The 21,447-nt window shown below is 71.8% G+C and carries 20 protein-coding genes; 12 read left to right on the top strand and 8 right to left on the bottom strand.

Annotation, left to right across the window (positions count from 1 at the left end; translation table 11 throughout):
• Positions 1-8 precede the first annotated feature (8 nt).
• From ACWEQG_RS17515 to ACWEQG_RS17505, 3 genes are read right to left on the bottom strand one after another with little or no spacing between them, the layout of a single operon-like run.
• Positions 9-821 (bottom strand): DUF2118 domain-containing protein, encoded by an 813-nt coding sequence (locus tag ACWEQG_RS17515; protein WP_363469315.1) that lies wholly within the window; start codon positions 819-821, stop codon positions 9-11.
• Positions 818-2,365, bottom strand: a complete 1,548-nt coding sequence (locus tag ACWEQG_RS17510) for a SagB family peptide dehydrogenase (RefSeq protein WP_452285817.1) — start codon at positions 2,363-2,365, stop codon at positions 818-820. Before ACWEQG_RS17510 ends, ACWEQG_RS17515 begins: the two co-directional genes overlap by 4 nt.
• A 16-nt stretch (positions 2,366-2,381) precedes the next feature.
• Positions 2,382-4,637: a TOMM precursor leader peptide-binding protein gene (locus ACWEQG_RS17505; protein WP_452285815.1), complete on the bottom strand. Its 2,256-nt coding sequence runs from the start codon at positions 4,635-4,637 to the stop codon at positions 2,382-2,384.
• 430 nt (positions 4,638-5,067) lie between these two features.
• On the opposite strand from ACWEQG_RS17505, the gene ACWEQG_RS17500 reads away from it, so the two are divergent.
• Both ACWEQG_RS17500 and ACWEQG_RS17495 read left to right on the top strand, forming a co-directional pair.
• Positions 5,068-7,899 (top strand): helix-turn-helix transcriptional regulator, encoded by a 2,832-nt coding sequence (locus ACWEQG_RS17500; protein ID WP_452285813.1) that lies wholly within the window; start codon positions 5,068-5,070, stop codon positions 7,897-7,899.
• Between the two features lie 173 nt (positions 7,900-8,072).
• A complete protein-coding gene (locus tag ACWEQG_RS17495; protein WP_452285811.1) occupies positions 8,073-9,272 on the top strand; it encodes a cytochrome P450 in 1,200 nt (399 codons plus the stop codon).
• A gap of 27 nt (positions 9,273-9,299) precedes the next feature.
• Here ACWEQG_RS17495 and ACWEQG_RS17490 read toward each other — a convergent pair whose 3' ends face one another.
• Positions 9,300-10,565, bottom strand: a complete 1,266-nt coding sequence (locus ACWEQG_RS17490; protein WP_452285809.1) for an ROK family protein — start codon at positions 10,563-10,565, stop codon at positions 9,300-9,302.
• 201 nt (positions 10,566-10,766) lie between these two features.
• Here ACWEQG_RS17490 and ACWEQG_RS17485 point away from each other — a divergent pair, with 201 nt between their 5' ends.
• Entirely contained in the window at positions 10,767-11,204 is a 438-nt protein-coding gene (locus ACWEQG_RS17485) for a cellulose binding domain-containing protein (protein WP_452285807.1), read from the top strand.
• 20 nt (positions 11,205-11,224) lie between these two features.
• On the opposite strand, the gene ACWEQG_RS17480 is transcribed toward ACWEQG_RS17485, so the two are convergent.
• A complete protein-coding gene (locus ACWEQG_RS17480; protein WP_363469829.1) occupies positions 11,225-12,250 on the bottom strand; it encodes a GDP-mannose 4,6-dehydratase in 1,026 nt (341 codons plus the stop codon).
• A 255-nt stretch (positions 12,251-12,505) separates the two neighbouring features.
• Between ACWEQG_RS17480 and ACWEQG_RS17475 the strand changes: the two genes are divergently transcribed.
• From ACWEQG_RS17475 to ACWEQG_RS17465, 3 genes are read left to right on the top strand one after another with little or no spacing between them, the layout of a single operon-like run.
• Positions 12,506-13,747 carry a glycosyltransferase family 4 protein gene (locus ACWEQG_RS17475; RefSeq protein ID WP_452285805.1) on the top strand — a complete coding sequence of 414 codons (1,242 nt, stop codon included), beginning with the start codon at positions 12,506-12,508 and terminating at the stop codon, positions 13,745-13,747.
• 31 nt (positions 13,748-13,778) lie between these two features.
• Positions 13,779-14,492 (top strand): class I SAM-dependent methyltransferase, encoded by a 714-nt coding sequence (locus ACWEQG_RS17470; RefSeq protein ID WP_363469834.1) that lies wholly within the window; start codon positions 13,779-13,781, stop codon positions 14,490-14,492.
• Entirely contained in the window at positions 14,489-15,550 is a 1,062-nt protein-coding gene (locus tag ACWEQG_RS17465) for a prenyltransferase (protein ID WP_452285803.1), read from the top strand. Before ACWEQG_RS17470 ends, ACWEQG_RS17465 begins: the two co-directional genes overlap by 4 nt.
• 21 nt (positions 15,551-15,571) lie before the next feature.
• On the opposite strand, the gene ACWEQG_RS17460 is transcribed toward ACWEQG_RS17465, so the two are convergent.
• Entirely contained in the window at positions 15,572-15,952 is a 381-nt protein-coding gene (locus tag ACWEQG_RS17460) for a winged helix-turn-helix transcriptional regulator (protein ID WP_363469839.1), read from the bottom strand.
• A gap of 99 nt (positions 15,953-16,051) precedes the next feature.
• Here ACWEQG_RS17460 and ACWEQG_RS17455 point away from each other — a divergent pair, with 99 nt between their 5' ends.
• Positions 16,052-16,459, top strand: a complete 408-nt coding sequence (locus tag ACWEQG_RS17455) for a RidA family protein (protein ID WP_452285801.1) — start codon at positions 16,052-16,054, stop codon at positions 16,457-16,459.
• 22 nt (positions 16,460-16,481) lie between these two features.
• Here ACWEQG_RS17455 and ACWEQG_RS17450 read toward each other — a convergent pair whose 3' ends face one another.
• Positions 16,482-17,111 carry a class I SAM-dependent methyltransferase gene (locus ACWEQG_RS17450; RefSeq protein ID WP_363469845.1) on the bottom strand — a complete coding sequence of 210 codons (630 nt, stop codon included), beginning with the start codon at positions 17,109-17,111 and terminating at the stop codon, positions 16,482-16,484.
• Between the two features lie 82 nt (positions 17,112-17,193).
• Between ACWEQG_RS17450 and ACWEQG_RS17445 the strand changes: the two genes are divergently transcribed.
• The 4 genes from ACWEQG_RS17445 (at position 17,194) to ACWEQG_RS17430 (ending at position 19,583) form a co-directional block, all read left to right on the top strand.
• Positions 17,194-17,658 (top strand): pyridoxamine 5'-phosphate oxidase family protein, encoded by a 465-nt coding sequence (locus ACWEQG_RS17445; RefSeq protein ID WP_452285799.1) that lies wholly within the window; start codon positions 17,194-17,196, stop codon positions 17,656-17,658.
• Between the two features lie 38 nt (positions 17,659-17,696).
• Entirely contained in the window at positions 17,697-17,891 is a 195-nt protein-coding gene (locus ACWEQG_RS17440) for a ferredoxin (RefSeq protein ID WP_169984313.1), read from the top strand.
• Positions 17,892-17,931: 40 nt separating this feature from the next.
• Positions 17,932-19,017 carry a Zn-dependent alcohol dehydrogenase gene (locus tag ACWEQG_RS17435; protein ID WP_363469851.1) on the top strand — a complete coding sequence of 362 codons (1,086 nt, stop codon included), beginning with the start codon at positions 17,932-17,934 and terminating at the stop codon, positions 19,015-19,017.
• A 71-nt stretch (positions 19,018-19,088) separates the two neighbouring features.
• The gene (locus tag ACWEQG_RS17430; protein ID WP_452285797.1) at positions 19,089-19,583 is read left to right on the top strand and encodes an MSMEG_6728 family protein; all 495 of its coding nucleotides are present in this window, start codon (positions 19,089-19,091) and stop codon (positions 19,581-19,583) included.
• Positions 19,584-19,943: 360 nt separating this feature from the next.
• On the opposite strand, the gene ACWEQG_RS17425 is transcribed toward ACWEQG_RS17430, so the two are convergent.
• A complete protein-coding gene (locus ACWEQG_RS17425) occupies positions 19,944-21,128 on the bottom strand; it encodes an RNA-guided endonuclease InsQ/TnpB family protein (RefSeq protein ID WP_452285795.1) in 1,185 nt (394 codons plus the stop codon).
• A gap of 104 nt (positions 21,129-21,232) precedes the next feature.
• Between ACWEQG_RS17425 and ACWEQG_RS17420 the strand changes: the two genes are divergently transcribed.
• Positions 21,233-21,376 carry a hypothetical protein gene (locus ACWEQG_RS17420; protein WP_452285793.1) on the top strand — a complete coding sequence of 48 codons (144 nt, stop codon included), beginning with the start codon at positions 21,233-21,235 and terminating at the stop codon, positions 21,374-21,376.
• Positions 21,377-21,447 lie beyond the last annotated feature (71 nt).

Below are 21,447 nucleotides of genomic sequence, written 5' to 3'. Positions count from 1 at the left end.
TCTCCTTCTCAGCGTCCGAGGAGCAGGTTGAAGGGAGTCTGGCTGCTGAGCGTGACCGTGCCCGTCACCGTGACCTGCGACCGCAGCCTCGTCGGGGGACCGGTCTCGGTCGTCCAGGAGTAGCCGGAGGGGGTCGCCGCGTCGGGGAGGAGGTCGACGACCACCAGGCGGGGCGGCTGGGCGGTGACGTAGCCGCGGGCCGCGAGGTCCCCGCCGACGAGGCCGGCGACGCCCTCCGCCATCAGGGGGTAGGGGCTGATCGAGGTCACCGTGCCGCGCAGCAGCCCGAACACACCGGGCGGGGCGTCGGCGACCGCGAGGTCGACCGTACGGCCGGGGGCGATGCCGAGCGCGTGGTCGCCCGGCACGAACAGCATCGCGACCAGGCGGTCGTGGGGATCGTCGGTCCGCTCCATGGCGAGCAGCCCGTCGCCCTCGCGGACCATCGCGCCCGCCCTCGCCGACGTGGTGACGACCTCCCCGGTGAACGGGCTGCTCACGGTGCGCACGGTGCCGTCGGCCCGCTGGACCTCCGCCACCGCCTGACCACGCGTCACCCGCAGGCCGGGGCTCACCATCATGGTCCGCACGGTCCCGGTGTAGGGGCTCTGCAACTCGGCGGTGCCCGCCGGGCGGGTCAGCAGCCCCTTGGCGGTGACGGTGACCGGCAACCGGCCGACGAACGACCACGCCCCCGCGGCGACGACCACGATCAGCACGACGAACGTGGCGATCCAGCCGCGCGGAGAGGCGAGCAGGGTCGGGGAGTCGAGCTCGTCGGGCTCCCGCATCCGCTGCAGGGCCTTGTACCGGAACTTCACGCCGGCACCCCCGTCGGCCATTCCGGCGGCGTCCCCGCCGCGGCATCCGGCCTGCTGCCGAGCACGAGCTCGCCCACGCTGCCCTCCGCGTGCGGGTCGAGGCCGCTGGCCGCGGCGAACTCCGCCGCGTCCCCGCCGCCGAGCCCGCAGACCGCCAGGCCCATGGCCGTGGCCACCAGGTAGAAGGTCTGGTACAGCACGCCGACGTGCTTGAGGATCAGCGAGTACGCGATGGTCTCGTACTTCCACATCACCCGGCCGAAGCGGGCCGTCACGATCAGCAGGACCTGGGGGTCCTCGGTCATCATGGCCGCCGACCTGGCCCGGTCGAGCAGGGTGCGGGTCGCCGGGCCGGGATCGGCCACCCGTTCCAGCGCGTGCGCGTGGGCGGCATAGTGCCACAGCCCGGGCTCCAGTCCCTCGCAGGAGACGACGAGGGGGTAGACCTCCAGCTCGTGGACGGCGCCTCCGGACGGATAGGGCCGGTCGGCCAGCTCCTGGCCGTCCTCACCGGTGAACGTGCGCCGCTGGCGCATCGTGCGGTAGAGCAGCTCGCCCAGGCGGTCCCGGGTGATCGGGGCGGCGGCGTCGTGCTCGCGGATCGAGCGGCGGCCCTCCAGCACCTCGGTGAGACCGGGATCGGTCTTCGCGATCGCGTCCAGGTCCGGAGGCTCCAGGGCGATCCGGGCACCGGGGAAGGCGGGCGGCGCCACCGGCAGCGGATCCCACACGCCCTTCAGGGGATAGGTGCCGCCGTAACGCCCGGTCGTGCGTGGTTCCCGGGTGCGGGTGTGCAGCCACAGGTCGGCCGGCGACCATTGGGCCAGCGGTGCGGCGCCGCGCTCGGGGTCCTCCCCCTCCGGCGTCGGCCGTACCAGCAGCCCGGCGTCGGCGAACAGGCCGACTACCGCCGCCGTGGTCCCGGCCGGCAGGCCGGGGCAGACGAGCGCGGCCGGGGTCGTCCAGTCCGCGAGCAGGCCGAGCAGCGGGGCGGCGGCCGGGGCGAGCTCGACCCCGAGGGGACTGCGGGGCGCGCGCACCACGAGCCTGCCGTCCTCCGGCGCCGCGACGGCGAACCTCGACAGGCGCACGCGGGTGTCCGCGGCGAGCGGCGCGGCCGGGCGCAGGGGGCCGCCGCCGTAGGGGCGCAGCACGGCCACCGGCTCACCACCGGACGGCGTCGCCTTCCCGCCGGACGGCGTCGCCTTCCCGCCGGACGGCGCCGCCTCCCCGCCGGACGGCACCACCTTCCCGCCGGACGGCACCAGGACGACGGCCCGCTCCAGCAGCGCCCCGGCCGACAGCTTGCGCAGCAGCAGGTGCCAGCGCAGCAGCCCGCCCTCGCCGTCGTGCCCGGCGACGATCCCGGACAGCTCCTCCTCGCTCGCGCCGCCGTCCGCGAGGGCGCGCAGCGCGGCGACCACGCCCGCGGGCAGGCCCCGCAGCGCGGCCGGGCCGAACGGCGTGGTCAAAGTGACCGCCCCCGGCGTCTCCGGTTCCGACAGGCCGGCGTCGCGGCGCAGCCGCACCTCAACGGTGTGCATCGCTCCCCCTATCGGGTCAGAAGAAGACGCTCGTGGGGTTGAGTTCCTCCTCCGTGGCCGGCTGCGTCCGCCAGCCGAGGGCCACCGGGACGTCGTACAGGCGGCCCGGGCCGAGCCGGCGCCAGAAGTGGCGCATCCCGGGAACCAGCACCCGGGCCACGTTGAGCTCCAGGTCCGGCCGGGTCTGGTCGAGCACGATCATCTCCAGCCCGCAGGCGGCGGCCCGGGCGACGCAGGTCTCGACGTCGGCCGCGAGGTCGGCGTCCTGCGGCACCAGGTGGTCCGCGAGCGTGCGGGGACGCTGCGCGGGATCGGGCAGCAGCCAGGGGTCGCTCTCGATGGTGGTGTCCTTCCACCAGCGGAGCGTGGCGATGTCGTCGTCGTGATAGATCGTCTCGCCGTTCTCGTCCCTGCGGCGTACGGAGGGGAGGAACTGGTTGACCTCGGTCAGCGTCCGCAGCGCGGCGATCCGGGGATCGAGGTGGGCGCCGAACCCCACGATGATGTCCTGCACCGGGTGGTCGAGCCGGTGGGAGACGCCGGCGAAGGCCGGCACGCCGAGGTCGGTGGTCAGGTCGAGCAGCCACAGGCTGCGGCCCATCTCGGCGTAGAACTCGCGCAGCGTGTCGACGTACGGCTCGTTGAGCGAGTCGAGGTCGAAGGCGGGCCTGCGGGCCCGGTTGTACCACCACAGCGCGACCGCGTCCCGCTCCACCACCTCGCAGAACCCCTGCAGGATCGCCTCCTCCAGCGTGTTGCCCGAGGCGCTGCCGTTGGAGTCGCCGACGCAGTAGAAATGGCGTTCCAGGTCGGGGTGGCCGTACCAGGCGTACCCGGCCGGGATCAGCCGCTCCTCGTCGGCGGTCAGCGACCAGGCCCGCGACCAGTCCAGCGGCAGGTCGGTGCGGAACCTCTCGGGCACCAGGTGCAGCCGGTGCGAGGGGTCGCTGTTCCAGGCCGACCGGTCGCCGTACTGCTTGTCCGAGAACAGCAGCAGGTCGTCCGGGTGGACCGCGAGGCCGCCCTCGATGTCGGCGTAGGCCGCCTTGAGCACCGGCTCCTCGCCGCGCCACACGCCCGAGTAGCGCTCGATCGCCTCGCACAGCGCGCTGACCTTGGCCTGGATCTCGGTCCGGCCCTTGCCTCCGCTCTGCCCGCGCAGGTTGCGGCGCAGCAGGTCCATGTTGTCGCCGAGCATCGCGAAGTTGTGACCTGCGGTGAAGCTGTAGGTCACGCCGTTGTCCTCGTCGGCCCACGGGCGCAGCCGGGTGACCGCGCCGAGATAGGGGCTGATGTGCCGCTCGAGCCGGGCGTACGTCGCCGAGGGCTGCTCGACCCGATAGCCGCCGTCGGTCACGTGCCTGGCGGTCCGCGAGGCCAGCGCCACCTTCGGCTCGCGCTCGCCGATCAGCGAGGGATCGCCGCACACCGGGCACTGCGGCAGCCGGACCATCTGGTGCTCGGCGGTGGTGAGCGTGCGCAGGTCGATCGTGATCATCGTGCCCTGCAGCGTCGAGGGGTTGCCGGTGGCGACGGTCCGCACGAGCTCGGCCGCGAGCAGCCCGCCCACCGCGGCCACGCCGCCCGGCAGGGCCTCGCGCACCGGATGGCCCGGCCGCCCGTCGCCCCGCTTGCCCGCCAGGTAACGCTCGACCTGCCGGTTGCCCGCGAGCCGCTGGGACATGCAGGCCCAGCAGCCCGTGTCCCCCGGCTGGAACAGCGGCCCGAGCCAGGCCACGGTGCCGGCCGGCCGGACAAGCACCCAGGGCCGCCCGGCCGCCAGGCACTCGGCGTTGAGTTCCTCCAAGCCCGGGTCCAGGTAGTCGTCGACCACCGCCACGACCATGCCGTCGCCGTCCGGATCCGTGCACAGCCCGTGCTCGCGCAGCAGCGCCTCGACCGGTCCGGGGTCGACGCCCGTGCCCGCGAACACGCGGACGGAGGTCTGCTCCAGGGCCGTGACGACGGCCGTGGGGTCGATGCCCTGCGCGTCCCAGAAGGCGAGCACCGGGTCGGTCAGGGCCGGCCGGCCCTCGACCAGGTGTCCGGCGGCCTCATAGCGCCGGATGGCGAGGACCGCCTGGGCCGGTGACAGTTCGCCGGCCAGCGCCTGGACGATGTCCATCATCGTGTGCCGGCCGTCGAGATAGGGGAGGACGCGGCCCGAGCCCGCGCCGCGTACGAGATAGTGCTGGCCTTCCGCCAGAAGGAAGACTTTCGCGTCGTCGAGGACTTCGGTGCTGAAGTGCGCCTTGAGCCGTGGCCGTTCCATGCCCCCGCCATTCACTGGGCGATTAGCCGATACGCGGAGAATTCCATTGAATTCGGGAAGAAGTAAAGACGTAATCGCCATACGGATATATACGTACGCAGCGCCCGCACACCTGGAAATGCGGACCGGTGCGTACGGCGATGCGTAGCGCCGGCCGCGCGGCGGAATACGTATGCCCCACGGGCTCCGACGGCACCGGCCGCCGGCCCGCCGCGGAATTCGGCCGCCCGAATACCCGCCGGTGTACGGGTTCCGGCTACGAATGGGCGTTTCACCCCAGTCATCGGACCGGAAATCATGACGGTAATCAACCGCTACTTGTCGGCGATAGTGTGTTTACTCGGCTGGATTTCACGTATTGACAGAAGGCCGACCCTGTCCGGCATGATCCGTGTGTCGAGAAAAATAAGCATGTGGTCCGGGGGTAGGGATGGCCTCAGGGCGGCCGGTACTACTGCACCGCGACAAGGAGCTAGAGGTCGTCGACGACGTACTGGCCGGGCTTTCCGCTGGGCGGCCGGCCGTACTGGTGATTCAGGGCACCCGGGGAATCGGGAAGACCCGGCTGCTGCACGCGGCGCTCGCACGCAGGCCGGGTGGGGTGGTCCTCAGCGCCCGGGGTCACGCCGACGAGCGCTCCTTCGCGTTCGGCATCGTCCGGCAGTTGTTCGATCCGATGATGAGCGGCTCGGGACGGGCCGACCTCGGCGCCCCCGCCGCCGTCCTCGACGCCAACGTCCACGCACCGGCGATGGCGGCCGTGTCGTACGACGGAAGCGCGCCGGGCGTGCCCGCCACGCTGCTCGACGACCTCTACCGGGCCACCCGCTCGCTGACCGCGGGGCAGCCGCTCATCATCGCGGTCGACGACCTCAACCATGCCGACCCTCAGTCGGCGCAGTGGTGCTCCTACATCGCCAGGCGGCTCGACGGCCTGCCCATCGCGATGATCCTGACCTGCGACGCGAACGACCGCGGCGCCGGCGAGACGGTCCGGGACATCATGACGCTGCCCTACGCGCGATCACTGAGGCCCTCCGCGCTCTGCCGGAAATGCGCCGCCACGCTCGTCGGGTCGGTGCTGGGCGCCTCCGTGGACGACGAGATCGTGAGCGCCTGTCACCGCCTCACCAAGGGCAACCCGCTGCTCCTGCTGGAGACGGCGGCACGGCTGGCCGCCGCCGACGTCCTGCCGGAACGCTCGGAACTGCCCAGGGTGCAGCGGATCGGCGCCATCGCCCTGTCGGAGACCGTCCTCGAATGGCTCGGCGGCAGGTATCCGTCCCTCCTCACCCTCCTGCAGAGCCTGGCCATCATCGCGCCGTACGCCGGGCTGGAGACGGCGGCGATGCTGGCCGGGTACGGCGCGGTCGCGGCCGAGGAGGCGGGACAGGCACTCGCGGGGGCGGGGCTGCTGGAGGGCAGCCCGCCGCAGCGGTTCACGCACGACCTCATCCAGTCGACGATCCTCGCGCGGATGGATCCCCGCGCGCGCGACGAGTTGCACCGGCGGGCGGCCTCGCTGCTGCACCGCCTCGGCTCGCCGCCCAAACGGTCGGCGCGGCACCTGCTGTCGGCCAGTCCCACCGGCGACCCGTGGGCCGTGTCGGTGCTGCGCGAGGCCGCGCGGGAGGCGGTCTCCGAGAACGCCTGGGAGGACGCGACCCGCTACCTCCACCGGGCACTCGCCACGGCCAAGGACCAGACCATCCTCCAGGTGACCGCCGAGCTGGGCGCCGTCGAGGCGCACCTCGACATCCCCGCCTGCCTGCGGCACTTCCGCACCGTGACCGCACTCGCCGACGGCATCGGCGAGCGGGCCGACTCCCTGGCGCCCTTCGCCACCACCCTGCTGACGCTCAACTCCCCGGAGGCCGCGTCGGCCTTCTGCGACATCGCCCGCGGTCTCGACGACGACCCGGACGGCCGGCTCCCCGACCGCCGCGAGGTGCTGCTGAGGCTCAGCGCGCAGGCACTGCTCACCGGCCAGTCGTACGGCTCACGCGCGGCGATGCGGCACCTCGGCGCCGGCACGAGCGCCGGAGCACAGGACTACCTCGCCACCGCCGCACTGTCCGGCGCGGCCAGGGGAAAGCACCGCGAGCGCACGCTGACCCTGGCCCGGCGCTGTCTCGACGGGGGCGGGCCGATCCCGCCGACGCTGGTCGTCGCGCTGCTGTGGGCGGGCCGCGTGGACGAGGCGGCGTACTGGTCGGAGCAGGTGGCCGCCGACGCGCGGGCGCACGCCTCGATGACCGGGCAGGCCCTCGCCGTCACGCTGCTGTCGGACGTCGCCTACCGCAGGGGGGAGCTGAGCGCGTCGCTGGCGCACGCGCGCGAGGCCATCCTCTTCGCGCGGGGGTCGCACGCCACCGGACTGCAGGCCGCCGCCGTGTCCTGCGCGGCCCGCGTGCTTCTCGAGCGCGACGAGCTCGACGTCGCGCACGCGCTGTTCGACGAGGTCGCCGCGCGCGAGCCGGTGCATCCCTTCCTGCACGGAGCACTGCTGGAGGCCCAGGGCCGGGTCTCGATCGCCAGGGGCGACGTACACGAGGGGCTGCGGGCCCTGCTGGAGGCCGGGCGGCAGCTGCTGTCGGCCGGGGTGGTCAACCCCGCCTGCGGGGGCTGGCGCGGCCAGGCGGCGCTGGCCTACCTGCGGCTCGGCCAGCGCGTGACCGCCCGCCGCCTGGCCGAGGAGGAGCTGGAGCTGGCCCGGGCCTGGGGAGCCCCCTACGGCATCGGCCGCGCGCTGAGCACCATGAGCACGACCGCCGAGGGTGATCGCCGCCTCGACCTGCTCACCGAGGCGCTGACCGTGCTCGACGGGGCCGACGCCGGCATGGAGCGCCTGCGCGCGATGGTGCGCATGGGCATCGCCCTGCAGGCCGCCGGGGAGGCGCGCCGGGCCCACGACACGCTCAGCGAGGCGTACGCGCTCGCCGACGACCGCGGCGCCGTACGACTCGCCGCGCTCGCCGAGCGCAACCTCACCGGTGCCGGCGGACGGCCCCGCGGCGGGCATGCCGGTGGTCCCTCACCGCTGACGGCCGGGGAGATGCGGGTCACCGACCTGGTCCTGCGCGGCATGAGCAACCTCCAGGTCGCGACGGAGCTGTCCATCAGCAAGCGGACCGTGGACACCCACCTCGCGCGCATCTACCGCAAGCTCGGCATCCACACCCGTGCCGAGCTGGCGGAGACCATCAGACGGCTGCGGGAACGCCCCACCGGCACCGGCCGGTGGGGCGGCCAGGAGGACTAGGACGGGACGGCGGCAGCGCTCCGTCACCTCCGGGTCCCTTGACGGGCCGTCGCACGCGTAATAGAACACGTTTCAGATCGGTTCTCGATCGAGCAAGCGCCGACCGCACGCACCGCGCCGACAGGGCGATCATCCCTCTTACCAAGGGCAGCCGAACCCGATTAGGTGGATGCATGGAAATCAACCTCGTCGACAAGGACCGTTACGCGCGGAGCGGGGTGCCGCACGAGCAGCTCCGCCGGCTCAGGGACGACGCGCCCGTCTACTGGCACGAGGGGCAGGACGACTGGCCCGGATTCTGGGCGATCACCAAGCACGCGGACGTCGTCCACGTCTCCCGCCATTCCGATCTGTTCTCCTCGGCCCGCAAGCTGGCGCTGTTCGACGAGATGCCCGAGGAGCAACGCGAGCTCCAGCGCCTGATGATGCTCAACCAGGACCCGCCCGACCACACCCGGCGCCGCTCGCTGGTCAACCGCGGTTTCACCCCGCGCCAGATCGGGCGGCTGGAGGATCACATCCGCGACATCTGCCACGCGCTGATGGACGAGGTCCAGCGCAAGCCCGAGGTCGACTTCGTGCGGGACATCGCCGCGCCGCTCCCGCTGTACGTGATCTGCGAGCTGCTCGGCGCGCCGGTCGAGGACCGGGACAAGATCTTCGAGTGGTCCAACCGCATGATCGGCAGCGACGACCCCGACTACGCCACCAGCCCGGAGGAGGGGCAGGCCGCCGCCCTGGAGGTCTACTCGTACGCCCACACCCTGGCCGAGGCACGCAGGCAGAACCCCCGCGACGACATCGTCACCAAGCTGCTGCAGCCCGACGAGGACGGGCAGACGCTGACCGAGGACGAGTTCGACCTGTTCGTCCTGCTGCTCATCGTGGCGGGCAACGAGACCACCAGGAACGCGGCGTCCGGCGGCATGCTGACCCTCTTCGAGCACCCGGACCAGTGGAAGCGCCTGGTGGACGACCCCTCCCTCGCCAGGACGGCCGCCGACGAGATCGTCCGCTGGGTGTCCCCCGTCAACCTGTTCCGGCGTACGGCCACCGCGGACACCGAGATCCGCGGCCAGAAGATCGCCGAGGGCGACAAGGTGGTGGTCTTCTACGCGTCGGCGAACCGGGACGCCGACGTCTTCGAGCGGCCCGACGAGTTCGACATCGGCCGCGACCCCAACCCCCAGATCGGCTTCGGCGGCGGCGGAGCGCACTTCTGCCTCGGCAACCACCTGGCCAAGCTGGAGCTTCGGGTGCTGTTCGAGGTGCTGGCCCAGCGCCTGCCCGGCATCCGGCAGACCGGCGAGGCCAAGCGGCTGAGGTCCTACTTCATCAACGGCATCAAGACCCTCCCCGTCGCCCTCGGCTGACGGGGCGCACAGCCGCCGGCGGCGTGGTCAGCCGGTCAGCGCAAGGCGTCGCCCGGCCGGAACCGCCTCGTAGCCTCCGGCGCGCGGGCCCGCGGGGCCGGTCTCCGGCTCCGCGGCCGCGTAGCGCGACAGCAGCGGAGAGTCCCCCATCGCCAGCGCGACGCCGCCGAGGGCGCCCGCGACGTCGCCGAGCGCCGCCCGGCGCAGGGTCAGCCTGTGGCGCGAGATCGGCACCGCGCCCGCGTGCAGGGCCTCCTGGACGGGCCCCAGGAGCGGAGCGCCGAGCTCGGCCAGTTCCCCGCCGACGACGATCACCCTGGGCCCGATCGCGTTGGACAACGCGGCGAGCACCCGCCCGATCTGGACGCCGACATCGCGCAGCAGGCCCAGGACGAGCGGGTCGCCCGCCTCCGCGGCGGCCGCCAGCGCGGGCAGGCCGTCGCCGCGGCCGCCGCGGGCACGGTACGCGTCGAGCACCGCCCTGATCGAGGCGACGGTCTCCAGGCAGCCCGTGCCGCCGCACTCGCAGCGCCTTCCCGCCGGGTCCACCGGGATGTGCCCGATCTCCCCGGACACCCCGTCGGCACCGCGGTGCAGCGTCCCTCCGGCCACCACCCCGCCGCCGACCCCGTACGACAGCCGCAGATAGAGCACGTCCTGGGCGCCGGCGGCCGCGCCCCACGTCGACTCGGCGAGCGCCGCGAGCCTGGTGTTGTTGTCCGGCAGCACCGGGCCGCCGAAGCGCTCCCGGAGCAGTGACTCGACGCCTGCCGGCGGCTCGCCGGCCGCCCTGGCCACCGGGCCCACGAGGCCCACGCCGACGCCCCTGAGCGTCCTGCGCCACAGCTCGCCGCCGACGACCCTGCGGACGAGCCGCTCGGCGAGCGCCACCCGGTCCGGCCACGGCAGGCCGGGCGCGTGCGCCTCCCCCGCCGTGCCCAGGACCTCGTAAGTCACGTCCACGGCCGCGACGTGCACCGCGCGGCGGGCGAAGTCGATGCCGACGGCCTGGCCCACCGCGGGGTTGAGGGCGAGTTTCCCGGCGGGGCGGCCCCTGCCCCGTGGCGCGTCGTCCGGCGCCGCCTCGATCACCGCGCCCGTGGCCAGCAGCCCGCTGAGAGCCTCGTGCAGGGTCGTGCGCGACAGGCCGCACCGCCGGCTGAGCTCACCCCGGTTGAGCGGGCCGTGCGCGCGCAGCAGGCCGAGCACGGCCCGCTCGTGCCCGCGCCGCGCCGACGCCTCCGCCCCGGGGAACACCACGCCAGGAGACCCGGCCACGTCGGATTGCCGCATAGGAGAAAGCATGCACACTTGGTAGGTTTTATGTCAATTTTGCGCATGGCCGCCTCGACAGTTCGCGCACCGAGTGGACGCGCTCTTCACGCGCGCACAGGGACCTTGACGGCGGGTGCTGGGCGGCACACGATGCGCTGGAACCCGCCCTTCCCGCCGCAAAACCCTCCGCATCGCGAGTTGCATCCCAAAGGGGGATTTATGGGCTTTTCTCGAACGTCGTCCCGTGTCGCAGCGGCCGGTCTCCTGCTGGCCGGGCTGACGGTCGCCCCGGCTCACGCCGCGGCCCTGTCGCCCCCGCCCGGTTACGCGTGCGAGGTGACCTACGCCAGCGTCGACTGGGCCACGGGCTTCACCGCCCTGTTGACGATCGCCAACACCGGCTCCACCCCCTTCAGCCCCTGGATCCTGCAGTTCCTGTTCTCCGGCACCCAGAAGATCACGACCAGCTGGAGCGCGACCTGGACGCAGACACCCCCGAGCGTCCAGGCCGCCAACCCCGCTTACCTGAAGAGCATCGCTCCGGGCGCGAGCGCCTCCGTCGGCTTCCAGGGCACCTACAGCGGGGTCAACGACAAGCCGACCGACTTCACCCTCAACGGCGTGCCCTGCGCGGTGACCTACACGGACCTCTCCTGAGCCCGCGCCTCATGGGGATGTCAGGCCCAGGAGGAGTCCTGCTCGGGGTCGCCGCCGTCGGCGAGCAGGCGCAGGTCGGCCTCGACCATCATCCCCACGAGCTCCTCGAACGACACCGTCGGCTCCCAGCCGAGCTGTGTGCGGGCCTTCTTCGGGTCCGCGCACAGCAGGTCGACCTCCGCCGGGCGGTGCAGGGCCGCGTCGCAGACGACGTACCGCTCCCAGTCCAGATCGGCGGCGGCGAACGCCGCCTCGGCCAGCTCGCGCACGGAGTGGGTGCGCCCGGTGCCGATGACGTAGTCCTCGGGCTCGGCGGCCGACAGCATCATGTGCATGGCGCGGACGAAATCGCCGGCGAAGCCCCAGTCGCGGCGCGCCTCCAGGTTGCCCAGGCGTAGCTCCGCGGCCATGCCGAGCTTGATCCGCGCGACGCCGAGCGAGACCTTGCGGGTGACGAACTCGGCTCCCCGCCGGGGCGACTCGTGGTTGAACAGGATCCCCGACACCGCGAACATCCCGTACGACTCGCGGTAGTTCTGCGTGAGGAAGTGCCCGTACGCCTTGGCCACGCCGTACGGCGACCTGGGGTGGAAGGGGGTGCGCTCGGTCTGCGGCGTCTCCCTGACCTGGCCGAACATCTCGGAGGACGACGCCTGGTAGAAGCGGATCTGCCCGGCGGCCGAGCCCCGCGAGGCGGTGATGCCCGAGCAGACGCGGATGGCCTCGAGCACGCGGAGCACGCCCATGCCGGTCACCTCGCCGGTCAGCTCGGCCTGCTCCCACGACATCGGCACGAACGAGATCGCGCCCAGGTTGTAGACCTCGTCCGGCTGCACCTTCTCCACGGCGGAGATCAGCGACCCCTGGTCGAGCAGGTCGCCGCGGACCAGCCGCACGTCCTGCAGGAGCCGGCGCACCCGCGGGACGCGGGGGTTGGCCTGCCCCCGGACCAGGCCCCAGACCTCGTATCCCTCGCTCAGCAGGTGTTCCGCGAGATAGGAGCCGTCCTGACCGGTGATGCCGGTGATCAGCGCACGCCTGGCCAACGGATCCTCCTCGTAGCGCCCAACTTGGCCTATGAGAGGCGAATGTACCGCCCTGCCCGGCCGTGCCTACATATACATCGCTAGAACGTGTTACACCGAATCTCGTTCGGGTAAGCTAACACCCCAGGTCGGGCAGGGTGACAGTCGATCGAGGACCCTTTCCACCTCACCTACCCCATCTAAGGTCAAATGGTAGTGTTCCTGGCAGCAGCCCCACGGGGGCACGGCGGGAAACCGGCTGGAAAGGGGTGCCCTTTGGCGGAGAGGCTGCGAGTCGCGCTGCTGTCCTACCGCAGCAAGCCCACCTGTGGCGGCCAGGGGGTGTACCTGCGCCACATAAGCCGCGAGCTCGTCGCTCTGGGCCACCACGTCGAGGTCTTCTCGGGCCAGCCGTACCCGGAGCTGGACGACGGCGTGATCCTCAACAAGGTGCCGAGCCTGGACCTCTACCGCGACGAGGACCCGTTCCGCACGCCCAAGCTCGACGAATACCGCGACTGGATCGACGCGCTCGAGGTCGCCACGATGTGGACGGCCGGATTCCCCGAGCCGCTGACCTTCAGCCTGCGGGCCTACCGGGAGCTGAAGAGGCGGCGGCGCGACTTCGACGTCGTCCAGGACAACCAGACGCTGGGCTACGGCCTGCTCGGCATCAAGAAGCTGCTCCCCGTGGTCGGCACGATCCACCACCCGATCAGCGTGGACCGGCGGATCGAGCTGAAGGCGGCCAAGGGCTGGAAGCGGCTGTCGATGCGCCGCTGGTACGGCTTCGTGCGCATGCAGAGCATCGTGGCGCCCCGGCTCAGTCCGATCCTGACGGTCAGCGAGTCGTCGCTGGCCGACATCCACCGCGACTTCGACGTGCCGCAGTCCAACATGCGGCTGATCCCGCTCGGGGTCGACACGCGGTTCTTCCACCCCCGGCCGGAACTGCCGAAGCGGGACGACTCGATCGTCGCCGTCGCCAGCGCCGACTCTCCCATGAAGGGCGTGGCGACCCTGCTGCGGGCGGTCGCCAAGCTCGCCACGGAGCGGGACGTGAACCTCACCGTGGTCAGCAGGCCGACGCCGGGCGGACCGACCGAGCAGCTCGTCAACGAGCTGTCGCTGCACGACCGCGTACGGTTCGTGCACGGCATCCCCGACGAGGAGCTGGCCGAGCTGATCGCCACCTCCGAGGTCGCGGTGGTCCCCTCGCTGTACGAGGGGTTCTCGCTGCCGGCCGTCGAGCACATGGCGTGCGGCACGCCGCTGGTCGCCTCGCGCACGGGCGCCCTGCCCGAGGTGGTCGGCGACGCGGCCGTACAGGTGACGCCGGGCGACCCCGAGGAGCTGGCCGCCGTGCTGCGCCGCCTGCTCGACTCCCCCGAGGAGCGCGCCGAGTTCGGCCGGCGCGGCTACGAGCGCGTCATGGAGCGCTACGCGTGGCCGGTGGTCGCGCGCCGCACGGTCGAGGCCTACCACGAGGCCATCGCCGCCCACACCCCCTCGCGGTGACTCCCCAGAACTGACGAAAGGCAGGCAGCGAGTGCTGACCGTCGACTTCAACCGGCTGCCCGTCGGACCGGGCGACCGTGTCCTCGACCTCGGGGCCGGTGGTGGCCGGCACGCCTTCGAGGTGCTGCGCCGGGGCGCCGACGTGGTCGCCTTCGACATGGACGCCGCCGAGATGGAGAGCGTGGCGGTCATGTTCGCGGCCATGGACAAGGAGGGCGAGGTGCCGGCGGGCGCGACCGGCGACACCGTGGTCGGCGACGCCCTCGACATGCCGTTCCCCGACGCGTCGTTCGACCGCGTGATCGCCGCGGAGGTGCTGGAGCACATCCCCGACGACATGGCCGCGATGCGCGAGATCGTACGCGTGCTGAAGCCGGGCGGCAGGGCCGCGATCACGGTGCCGAGCTTCCTGCCCGAGCGGATCTGCTGGGCCCTGTCGGAGGACTACCACACGGCCCCCGGCGGACATATCCGGATTTATACGTTGGCGGAGCTCCAGGCGAAGCTGAAGGCCTCCGGCCTTGAGGTCGGCGGCCACCACTACGCCCACGGCCTGCACTCGCCGTACTGGTGGATCAAGTGCGCCGTCGGGGTGAACGACGACGAGCACCCGCTGGCCAAGGCCTACCACGAGCTTCTCGTCTGGGACATCATGAAGCGCCCCCTCGCCACCCGGCTGGCCGAGGCCGTGCTCAACCCCCTGATCGGCAAGAGCGTGGTGGTCTACGTCCGGAAGCCCGCATGAGGCGGCTGCCGGACGTTCCGGGGATCATCACCGCCGAGCAGGTCGTCCGTACGGCCGAGAGCATCGCCGCGATCCAGGACGACCAGGGCGGCGTGCCCTGGCCCGAGGGCCACATCGACGCGTGGAACCACATCGAGTGCCTGATGGCGCTGACCGTCGCCGGGCTGCGCGCCGAAGCCCGCAAGGGCTACGACTGGCTCGTACGGCACCAGCGCCCGGACGGCTCCTGGCCGATGAAGGTGCGCGACGGCGAGCCCGCCGAGGCGGCCGGGGAGTCCAACCACGCGGCGTACATCGCGGTGGGAGTCTGGCACGACCTGCTGGTGACCGGCGACGAGGACTTCGCCCGGTCGATGTGGCCGGTGGTGACCCGGGCCCTCGACTTCGTCATCGGCCTGCAGACCGCGCGCGGCGAGGTGCTCTGGCAGCGCGACGCCGAGGGCCGTCCGGCGGAGTACGCCCTGCTCACCGGGTCCTCGTCGATCCACCAGGGCCTGCGGTGCGGGGCGCTGCTCGCCGAACGGCTGGGCGACCCGCAGCCCGACTGGGAGCTCGCCGCCGACCAGTTAGGCCACGTGATCGCCGGCCACCCGGAGGCGTTCGCCGACAAGAGCCGGTTCTCGATGGACTGGTACTACCCCGTGCTCGGCGGCGCCGTACGCGGCCCGGCGGCGGCCCGGCGCCTCGACCTGGAGTGGGACACCTTCGTCGTGCCCGGCCTCGGCGCGCGCTGCGTCTCCGACCAGCCCTGGGTGACCGGCGCGGAGTCGTGCGAACTGGTGCTCGCGCTCGACGCCGCCGGGCTGCGGGAGCGCGCGCTGGCGGTGTTCGCCGACATGCAGCACCTGCGCCACGCGGACGGTTCCTACTGGACCGGATGGCAGTTCGTGAACGAGCGGCACTTCCCCAACGAGCGGTCGGGCTACACCGCCGCCGCGGTGGTGCTCGCCGCGGACGCCCTCTCCCGCGCGACCCCCGGCTCGGGGATCTTCCGCGACGCCGGCGGCCGGCAGGCCCGCATCACCGGCGAGTGCGGCTGCGAGCGCGCCCGCGCCTGACGAGCCGGCCGCGCGCGGCCTTCAGCCGGCGAAGCGGCCGCGGGAGGCCTCGATGTCACCGAGGTACCGGTGGGTCCAGTCGCACATCCCGTCGACGACCGCCCGCAGCGCCCGGCCCGGCTCGGTGAGGGTGTAGTCGACCCGCGGCGGCACGGTGGGGTGCACGGTCCGCTCGACCAGGCCGTTGCGCTCCAGCATGCGCAGGTTCTGCGTGAGCATCTTGTGGCTGATGCCCTCGATCTCGTCGCGCAACTCGCTGAAGCGCCGGGTGCGATCACCGATCGATTCGATGATCAGCAACGCCCACTTGTTGGCGATGTCCGAGAAGATCTCCCGCGCCAGAGAGTCCGCGCGCGTCAGGTCCGCTTCCTCCGGCGAGCCGCTGAACTGCTTGGTCACCATGAGGTTCCCCTGTCACTGAAAAGTGCGTTCTTCCTTGTCAGCGGCCACTCTCCTACAGTTCTTCAGTAACCACAAGAGACTACTGAGAAGGCGGTCATCATGGCCCTCACTCTGCTGAACCCCGCAGGACTGCCGGAGATCGACGCCTACCGGCAGGTGTCGGTCGCGACCGGGTCGAAGCTGGTCTTCGTCGCCGGGCAGGTCGCCTGGGACGCCGACGGGGTCACGATCGGCGAAGGCGACCTCACCGCCCAGGTCGAGCAGTGCTATCGCAACGTCGCCACCGCTCTGGCCGGGGCCGGCGCTTCCTTCGCCGACGTGGCGAAACTGACCGTCTACGTGGTCGACTGGACTCCCGCCAAGATGCCCCTGCTGCTGGAGGGAATCGGGCGGGCGGCGGCGAAGCTGGGGAGCGCCCCGGTGCCGCCGGCCACGCTGGTGGGCGTCGCCGCGCTGGACGTGCCCGAGCATCTGGTCGAGGTCGAGGCCACCGCGGTCGTCGAGTGAGCACGCCCGGCGGGGCACGCCGTCAGAGGCGTTCCAGCACGCGCAGGGACCCGGTCACGCGGACCTCGCGGAACGCGCCCGACTCCAGCGCGCGCAGGTAGACCCGGTACGGCGCCTGCCCGCCTTCGGCCGGGTCGGGATAGATGTCATGGAAGACCAGCGCGCCGCCCCGCATCACGTGCGGCGCCCATCCCTCGTAGTCGGCCGTCACCGGCTCCTCCGAGTGGGCGCCGTCGATGAACAGCACGGCCAGCGGGGTCGACCAGTGACGGGCGACCGTCGCCGAGGCTCCCACGATCGCGACCACCTCGTCCTCCAGGCCGGCGGCGGCGATCGTGTCCCGGAAGAACGGCAGCGAGTCCATCCGCCCGGTCCTCGGGTCCACCAGCTCGGGGTCGTGGTGCGGCCAGCCCGGCTGGATCTCCTCCGACCCCCTGTGGTGGTCCACCGTGAAGACCACCGTGCCCGCCCGCCGCGCCCCGGCACCGAGGTAGATCGCCGACTTGCCGCAGTACGTACCGATCTCGCAGATCGGGCCGCGGGAGCCGTACGCGCAGGCGATCTCGTACAGCGCCTCGCCCTCGGCGGGCGGCATGAAACCGCGCGCCTTCTCGGCGGCGCGGCGCAGGTCGTCGGGCATCGGAGTCAGCATGAGGCGCACCCTACTCGGGCGACCCGAACGATGTTCGGCCAGCCCCTTGTCGGCCCTGATGGAACATGTTCTACTTTGCTTCGTGAATCAGCGCGCGCGCATCGCGATGAGCGATGAAGAGATCGCCGAGCTCCTGCGGGCCGCCGGCAAGCTCCAGCTCGCCACCATCAACCCCGACGGCACGCCTCATCTGGTCACGATGTTCTACGGGCTCGACGACGGCCACGTCACGTTCTGGACGTACGCCAAGTCGCAGAAGGCCCACAACATCGCGCGGGACCCGCGGGTGAGCTGCCTGATCGAGACCGGGGACGACTACGCGCAGCTGCGCGGCGTGCTCGTCTACGGCAAGGCGCGGCTGATCGACGACCCGGCGGCCGTCCTGGAGGCCGGCCTGGGCATCGTGGGGCGCATGGCCGGAGGGCCCGTCGACGATCCCGGGATGCGGGAGTACGTCGAGCACACCGCGCGCAAGCGTGTGGCCTACGTGGTCGAGCCGGTTCGCGTCGTCTCCTGGGACCACCGCAAACTCGGCGATAGCGTGTGAACTCCAGCGCGACGTGACGCACAGGAGGAGAACGCGCCATGAAGATCAAGGTCGATTACGACGTGTGCGAGGCCAACGCCGTCTGCATGGGCCTGGCGCCGGAGGTCTTCGAGGTCGACGACGAGGACAACCTCCACGTGCTGATGCCCGAGCCGCCCGCCGAACTGCTCGACCGGGTCCGCCACGCGGTCCGGTCCTGCCCCAAGGCCGCGCTGTCGCTCGACGACGAGTGACCGCGCGGCACTCCACCCCCGGAAAGACCAGGAGGTCCCCATGCGCGGCGCGCTTCTGCACGCGGTCGGCGACGAAAAGCTCGACATCAGAGACGACTTCACGCTGACGCCGGTGGGCCCGGGCGACGTCCGGGTGCGGGTCAGGGCCACCGGTGTCTGCCACTCCGATCTCTCGGTGCTCACCGGGATGCTTCCGCAGCCGCTCCCGATCATTCCCGGTCACGAGGGTGCGGGCGAGGTCGTCGAGGTGGGCGACGGCGTCACCACCGTGCAGCCGGGCGACCACGTCATCATCAACTGGACGCCCGCCTGCGGCGACTGCCCGAGCTGCAACGTCGGTCAGCCGAACCTCTGCATGACGTACATGATGAAGAGCTTCGCCGAGCCCCGCTTCCGGTTCGGCGGCGACACCCCGGCGTTCGGCATGGCCGGCTGCGGCACCTGGGCCGAGGAGATCATCGTGCCGTGGCAGGGCGCGATCAAGGTCGACGCGGACGTGCCGTACGAGGCGGCGGCGCTGATCGGCTGCGGCATCACGACGGGCGTCGGCGCGGTGCTCAACACCGCGAAGGTGCGCCCCGGCGCGACCGTGGCGGTCGTCGGCTGCGGCGGCGTCGGCCTGTCGGTGATCCAGGGCGCCCGCGTCTCCGGCGCGACCACGATCCTCGCGATCGACCCGCTGGAGTCCAAGCACGCGCTCGCGAAGAAGGTGGGCGCCACCCACGCCTGCACCCCCGACCAGCTCATGGACGCCATCGGCACGTTGACCGGCGGCCAGGGCTTCGACCACGGCTTCGAGGTGGTCGGCAAGTCGGCCGCCATCATGACGGCCTGGCAGGCGACGCGGCGCGGCGGCGACGTCATCGTCGTCGGCGCGGGCGCCATGGACGACCAGGTGCCGCTGACCGCCTTCTCCCTGCTGTTCGAGGGCAAGAACATCCTCAGCTCGCTGTACGGCGACGCCGACGTCCGCAGGGACTTCCCGCGCTTCGTGAACCTCTACAAGGCGGGCAAGCTCGACCTGGAGAGCATGATCAGCTCCCGGATCAGGATCGGCGACCTGAACGAGGCCGTCGCCGCCCTGCGCGGCGGCGAGGTGCTCCGGCAGATCGTGCTGTTCGACTGACGCCTCCTCCGCCGGAGATCTCCCTGCGTGCGGGGATATCTCCGGCGGACCCGGGTAACGACCCCGGCGTCATGCAGACGTTCCTGCCGTACCCGGACTTCGCGGCCACCGCCCGCGTCCTCGACCCGCTCCGCCTCGGCAAGCAGCGGGTCGAGGCCCTGCAGGTCCTGCGGACGCTGACCATCCCCGGGTACGGCTGGCGGCACCATCCGGTGGCGCACATGTGGGCCGGCTACGAGGAGGCGCTGGTCCGCTACGGCCTGGAGATCGTCGCGGCCTGGTGCGACCTGGGCCGCGCCGACACCTGCGCCGGGACGATGAGCAGAGAGCTGCTCGAGTGCCGGGGCATCGAGGCACCCCGCGCCCAGGCGGCCCTCGCGGAGGCGGGCGAACTGCCGCCGTGGCTCGGCGACCCCGCCCTCCACCTCAGTCACCGCTCGGCCCTGCTGCGCAAGGATCCGGACTTCTACGGCCCGAAGTTCCCCGGCGATCCCGACGACCTTCCCTACGTCTGGCCCGACTCCGACCGCGTCAACGCCCTGCTCCCACCCCGCCGCACCTCGTAGCGCCCCGGGCCTGCTCTGCGGCCCCCTGCCGGCCAGTGGGAAGCCCCGTCGAACCGCGAAGCTGGGTCAGCAACTCCAACTGGTCGAAATAGACGCGGAGGCTCAACGTCGCGCGAGCGGATCGCGTCCCGTGTGAACTTGTAGATTGCATCTACGTAGATGTCATCTACATAAGGGGCACGGTGGGCGCGATTCCTTTCATCGGTCGGCGTAGAGAGCTGGCCGCCTTGACCAAGCGTCTCGACCGGGTGAGCCGGACGGGCGCCGGCTCCGCTATGGCGATCAGGGGACGCCGGCAGGGTCCAGGTCCAGCGATCTGCACATGGTGACTCCTCCGCTCCCTAAAGGGACGGCTTCTCGCTAAGCCGCTCGCGCAGCGTCGCGAAGGGCAAGCCCTGCCCTGAGAATGTTCTTGGCCGCGTTCACGTCGGCGTGCGCGGTGTGCCCGCACGCCGTACAGGCGAACTTGGCTTGAGTGAGGCGGTTCTCCCGTGCGCAGTACCCGCAACGGGCGCAGGTGCGGGAGGTGTTGCGGGGATCAACCGCGATCAGCTCGCGACCGGCGCTTTCAGCCTTGTGCGCGAGCACACGCAGGAACACCCCCCAACCCGTGTCCAGGATGCTCCGGTTCAGCCCGGCCTTGGCCGCGACGTTCCGCCCGGGTCGTTCGACCGTGCCCGAGGCCGAGCGGGTCATGTTGGCGATCCGCAGGTCCTCATGCACGATCACGTCATAGTCGCGGACCAGGGTGAGCGCCGCCTTGTGCGCGGTATCAAGACGTTGACGGCGGACCTTGGCATGCAGCGCCGCCACCTGCACGACGGCCTTGCGCCGCCGCTTGGACCCGCGCTTCTTACGAGCCAGAGCCTGCTGGGCCGCCGTAAGACGGCCAGCGGACGCGGCCAGGTGCCGCGGGTTGGCCAGGGCGCCACCGGCGCTGGTGGTGACGAGCGAGGCCACGCCCATGTCCAGGCCCACGGCCGCGCCCGTCACGGGCAGGGACTCGGCGAGCACCTCATCACACGACAACACCACATACCAGCGGGCACCCTCCCGCTTGATACTGATCGTCTTCACCCGGCCCTGGACCGGGCGGTGCTGGTGCACCCGCACGTGCCCAATGCCCTGCAAACGGACGAACGTGGCCGATGGGTGTTCGGGCTGACAGTCCCACCGGCAGCCGTCGCCGTCCCTGGGCCACTCCACCGTGTCGAACCAGCCGCGCCCCTTGAAACGCGGGAACCCCGGCGTACGGCCCTCGAGGACCCGCTTGAAGAACGCCACGAACGCCTTGTCCAACCGGCGCAAGGTGGCCTGCTGAGAGGAAAACGACCACCGGCCCTGACCGGCGGGGTCATCAGCACGAATGTGCTTCAACTCCCCAGACTGGTCACCGTAGCGGACCGTCACACCAGCCTTGCGGTAGGCCGTCCGCCGGTGCTCAAGGGCGGCGTTGTAGAGCTGCCGGTGATCCTCAAGGCAGGCGGCGAGCGAGGCGGCCTGCTTGCTGGTGGGGCGCAGCAGGAATTTGAACGACCGGCGCATACCCACCTCCCCCAGTCCACTCACGTTCAGTAATCAAATCACCACGCTTCGCGGGCTCCGTCAAGTGGCTCGGCACTCCGTTCGACGGCCACGATCTGGCCGCCTTGCGCCGCGATGCCACTCAGGTGCCGGGCTTCGACCCGGAAACGGGCGGCCTCGCGGTGGTGTCGCTGTCCGGAATCCGGCCCGACGCGGAGGGCGTCGGCCTGGCCTGGAACGCCGGCGACGTGGTGGCGGCGTGGGGGTGAGGACATGGCGAAGGGCCGGGTCGCGCGTGTGCGCGGCCCGGCCCCGGGGCCTCACGGGAGCTGGGGAGAGA

Source organism: Microbispora sp. NPDC004025, from assembly GCF_053604425.1.
This window is presented reverse-complemented; position numbering and strand designations above follow the sequence as displayed.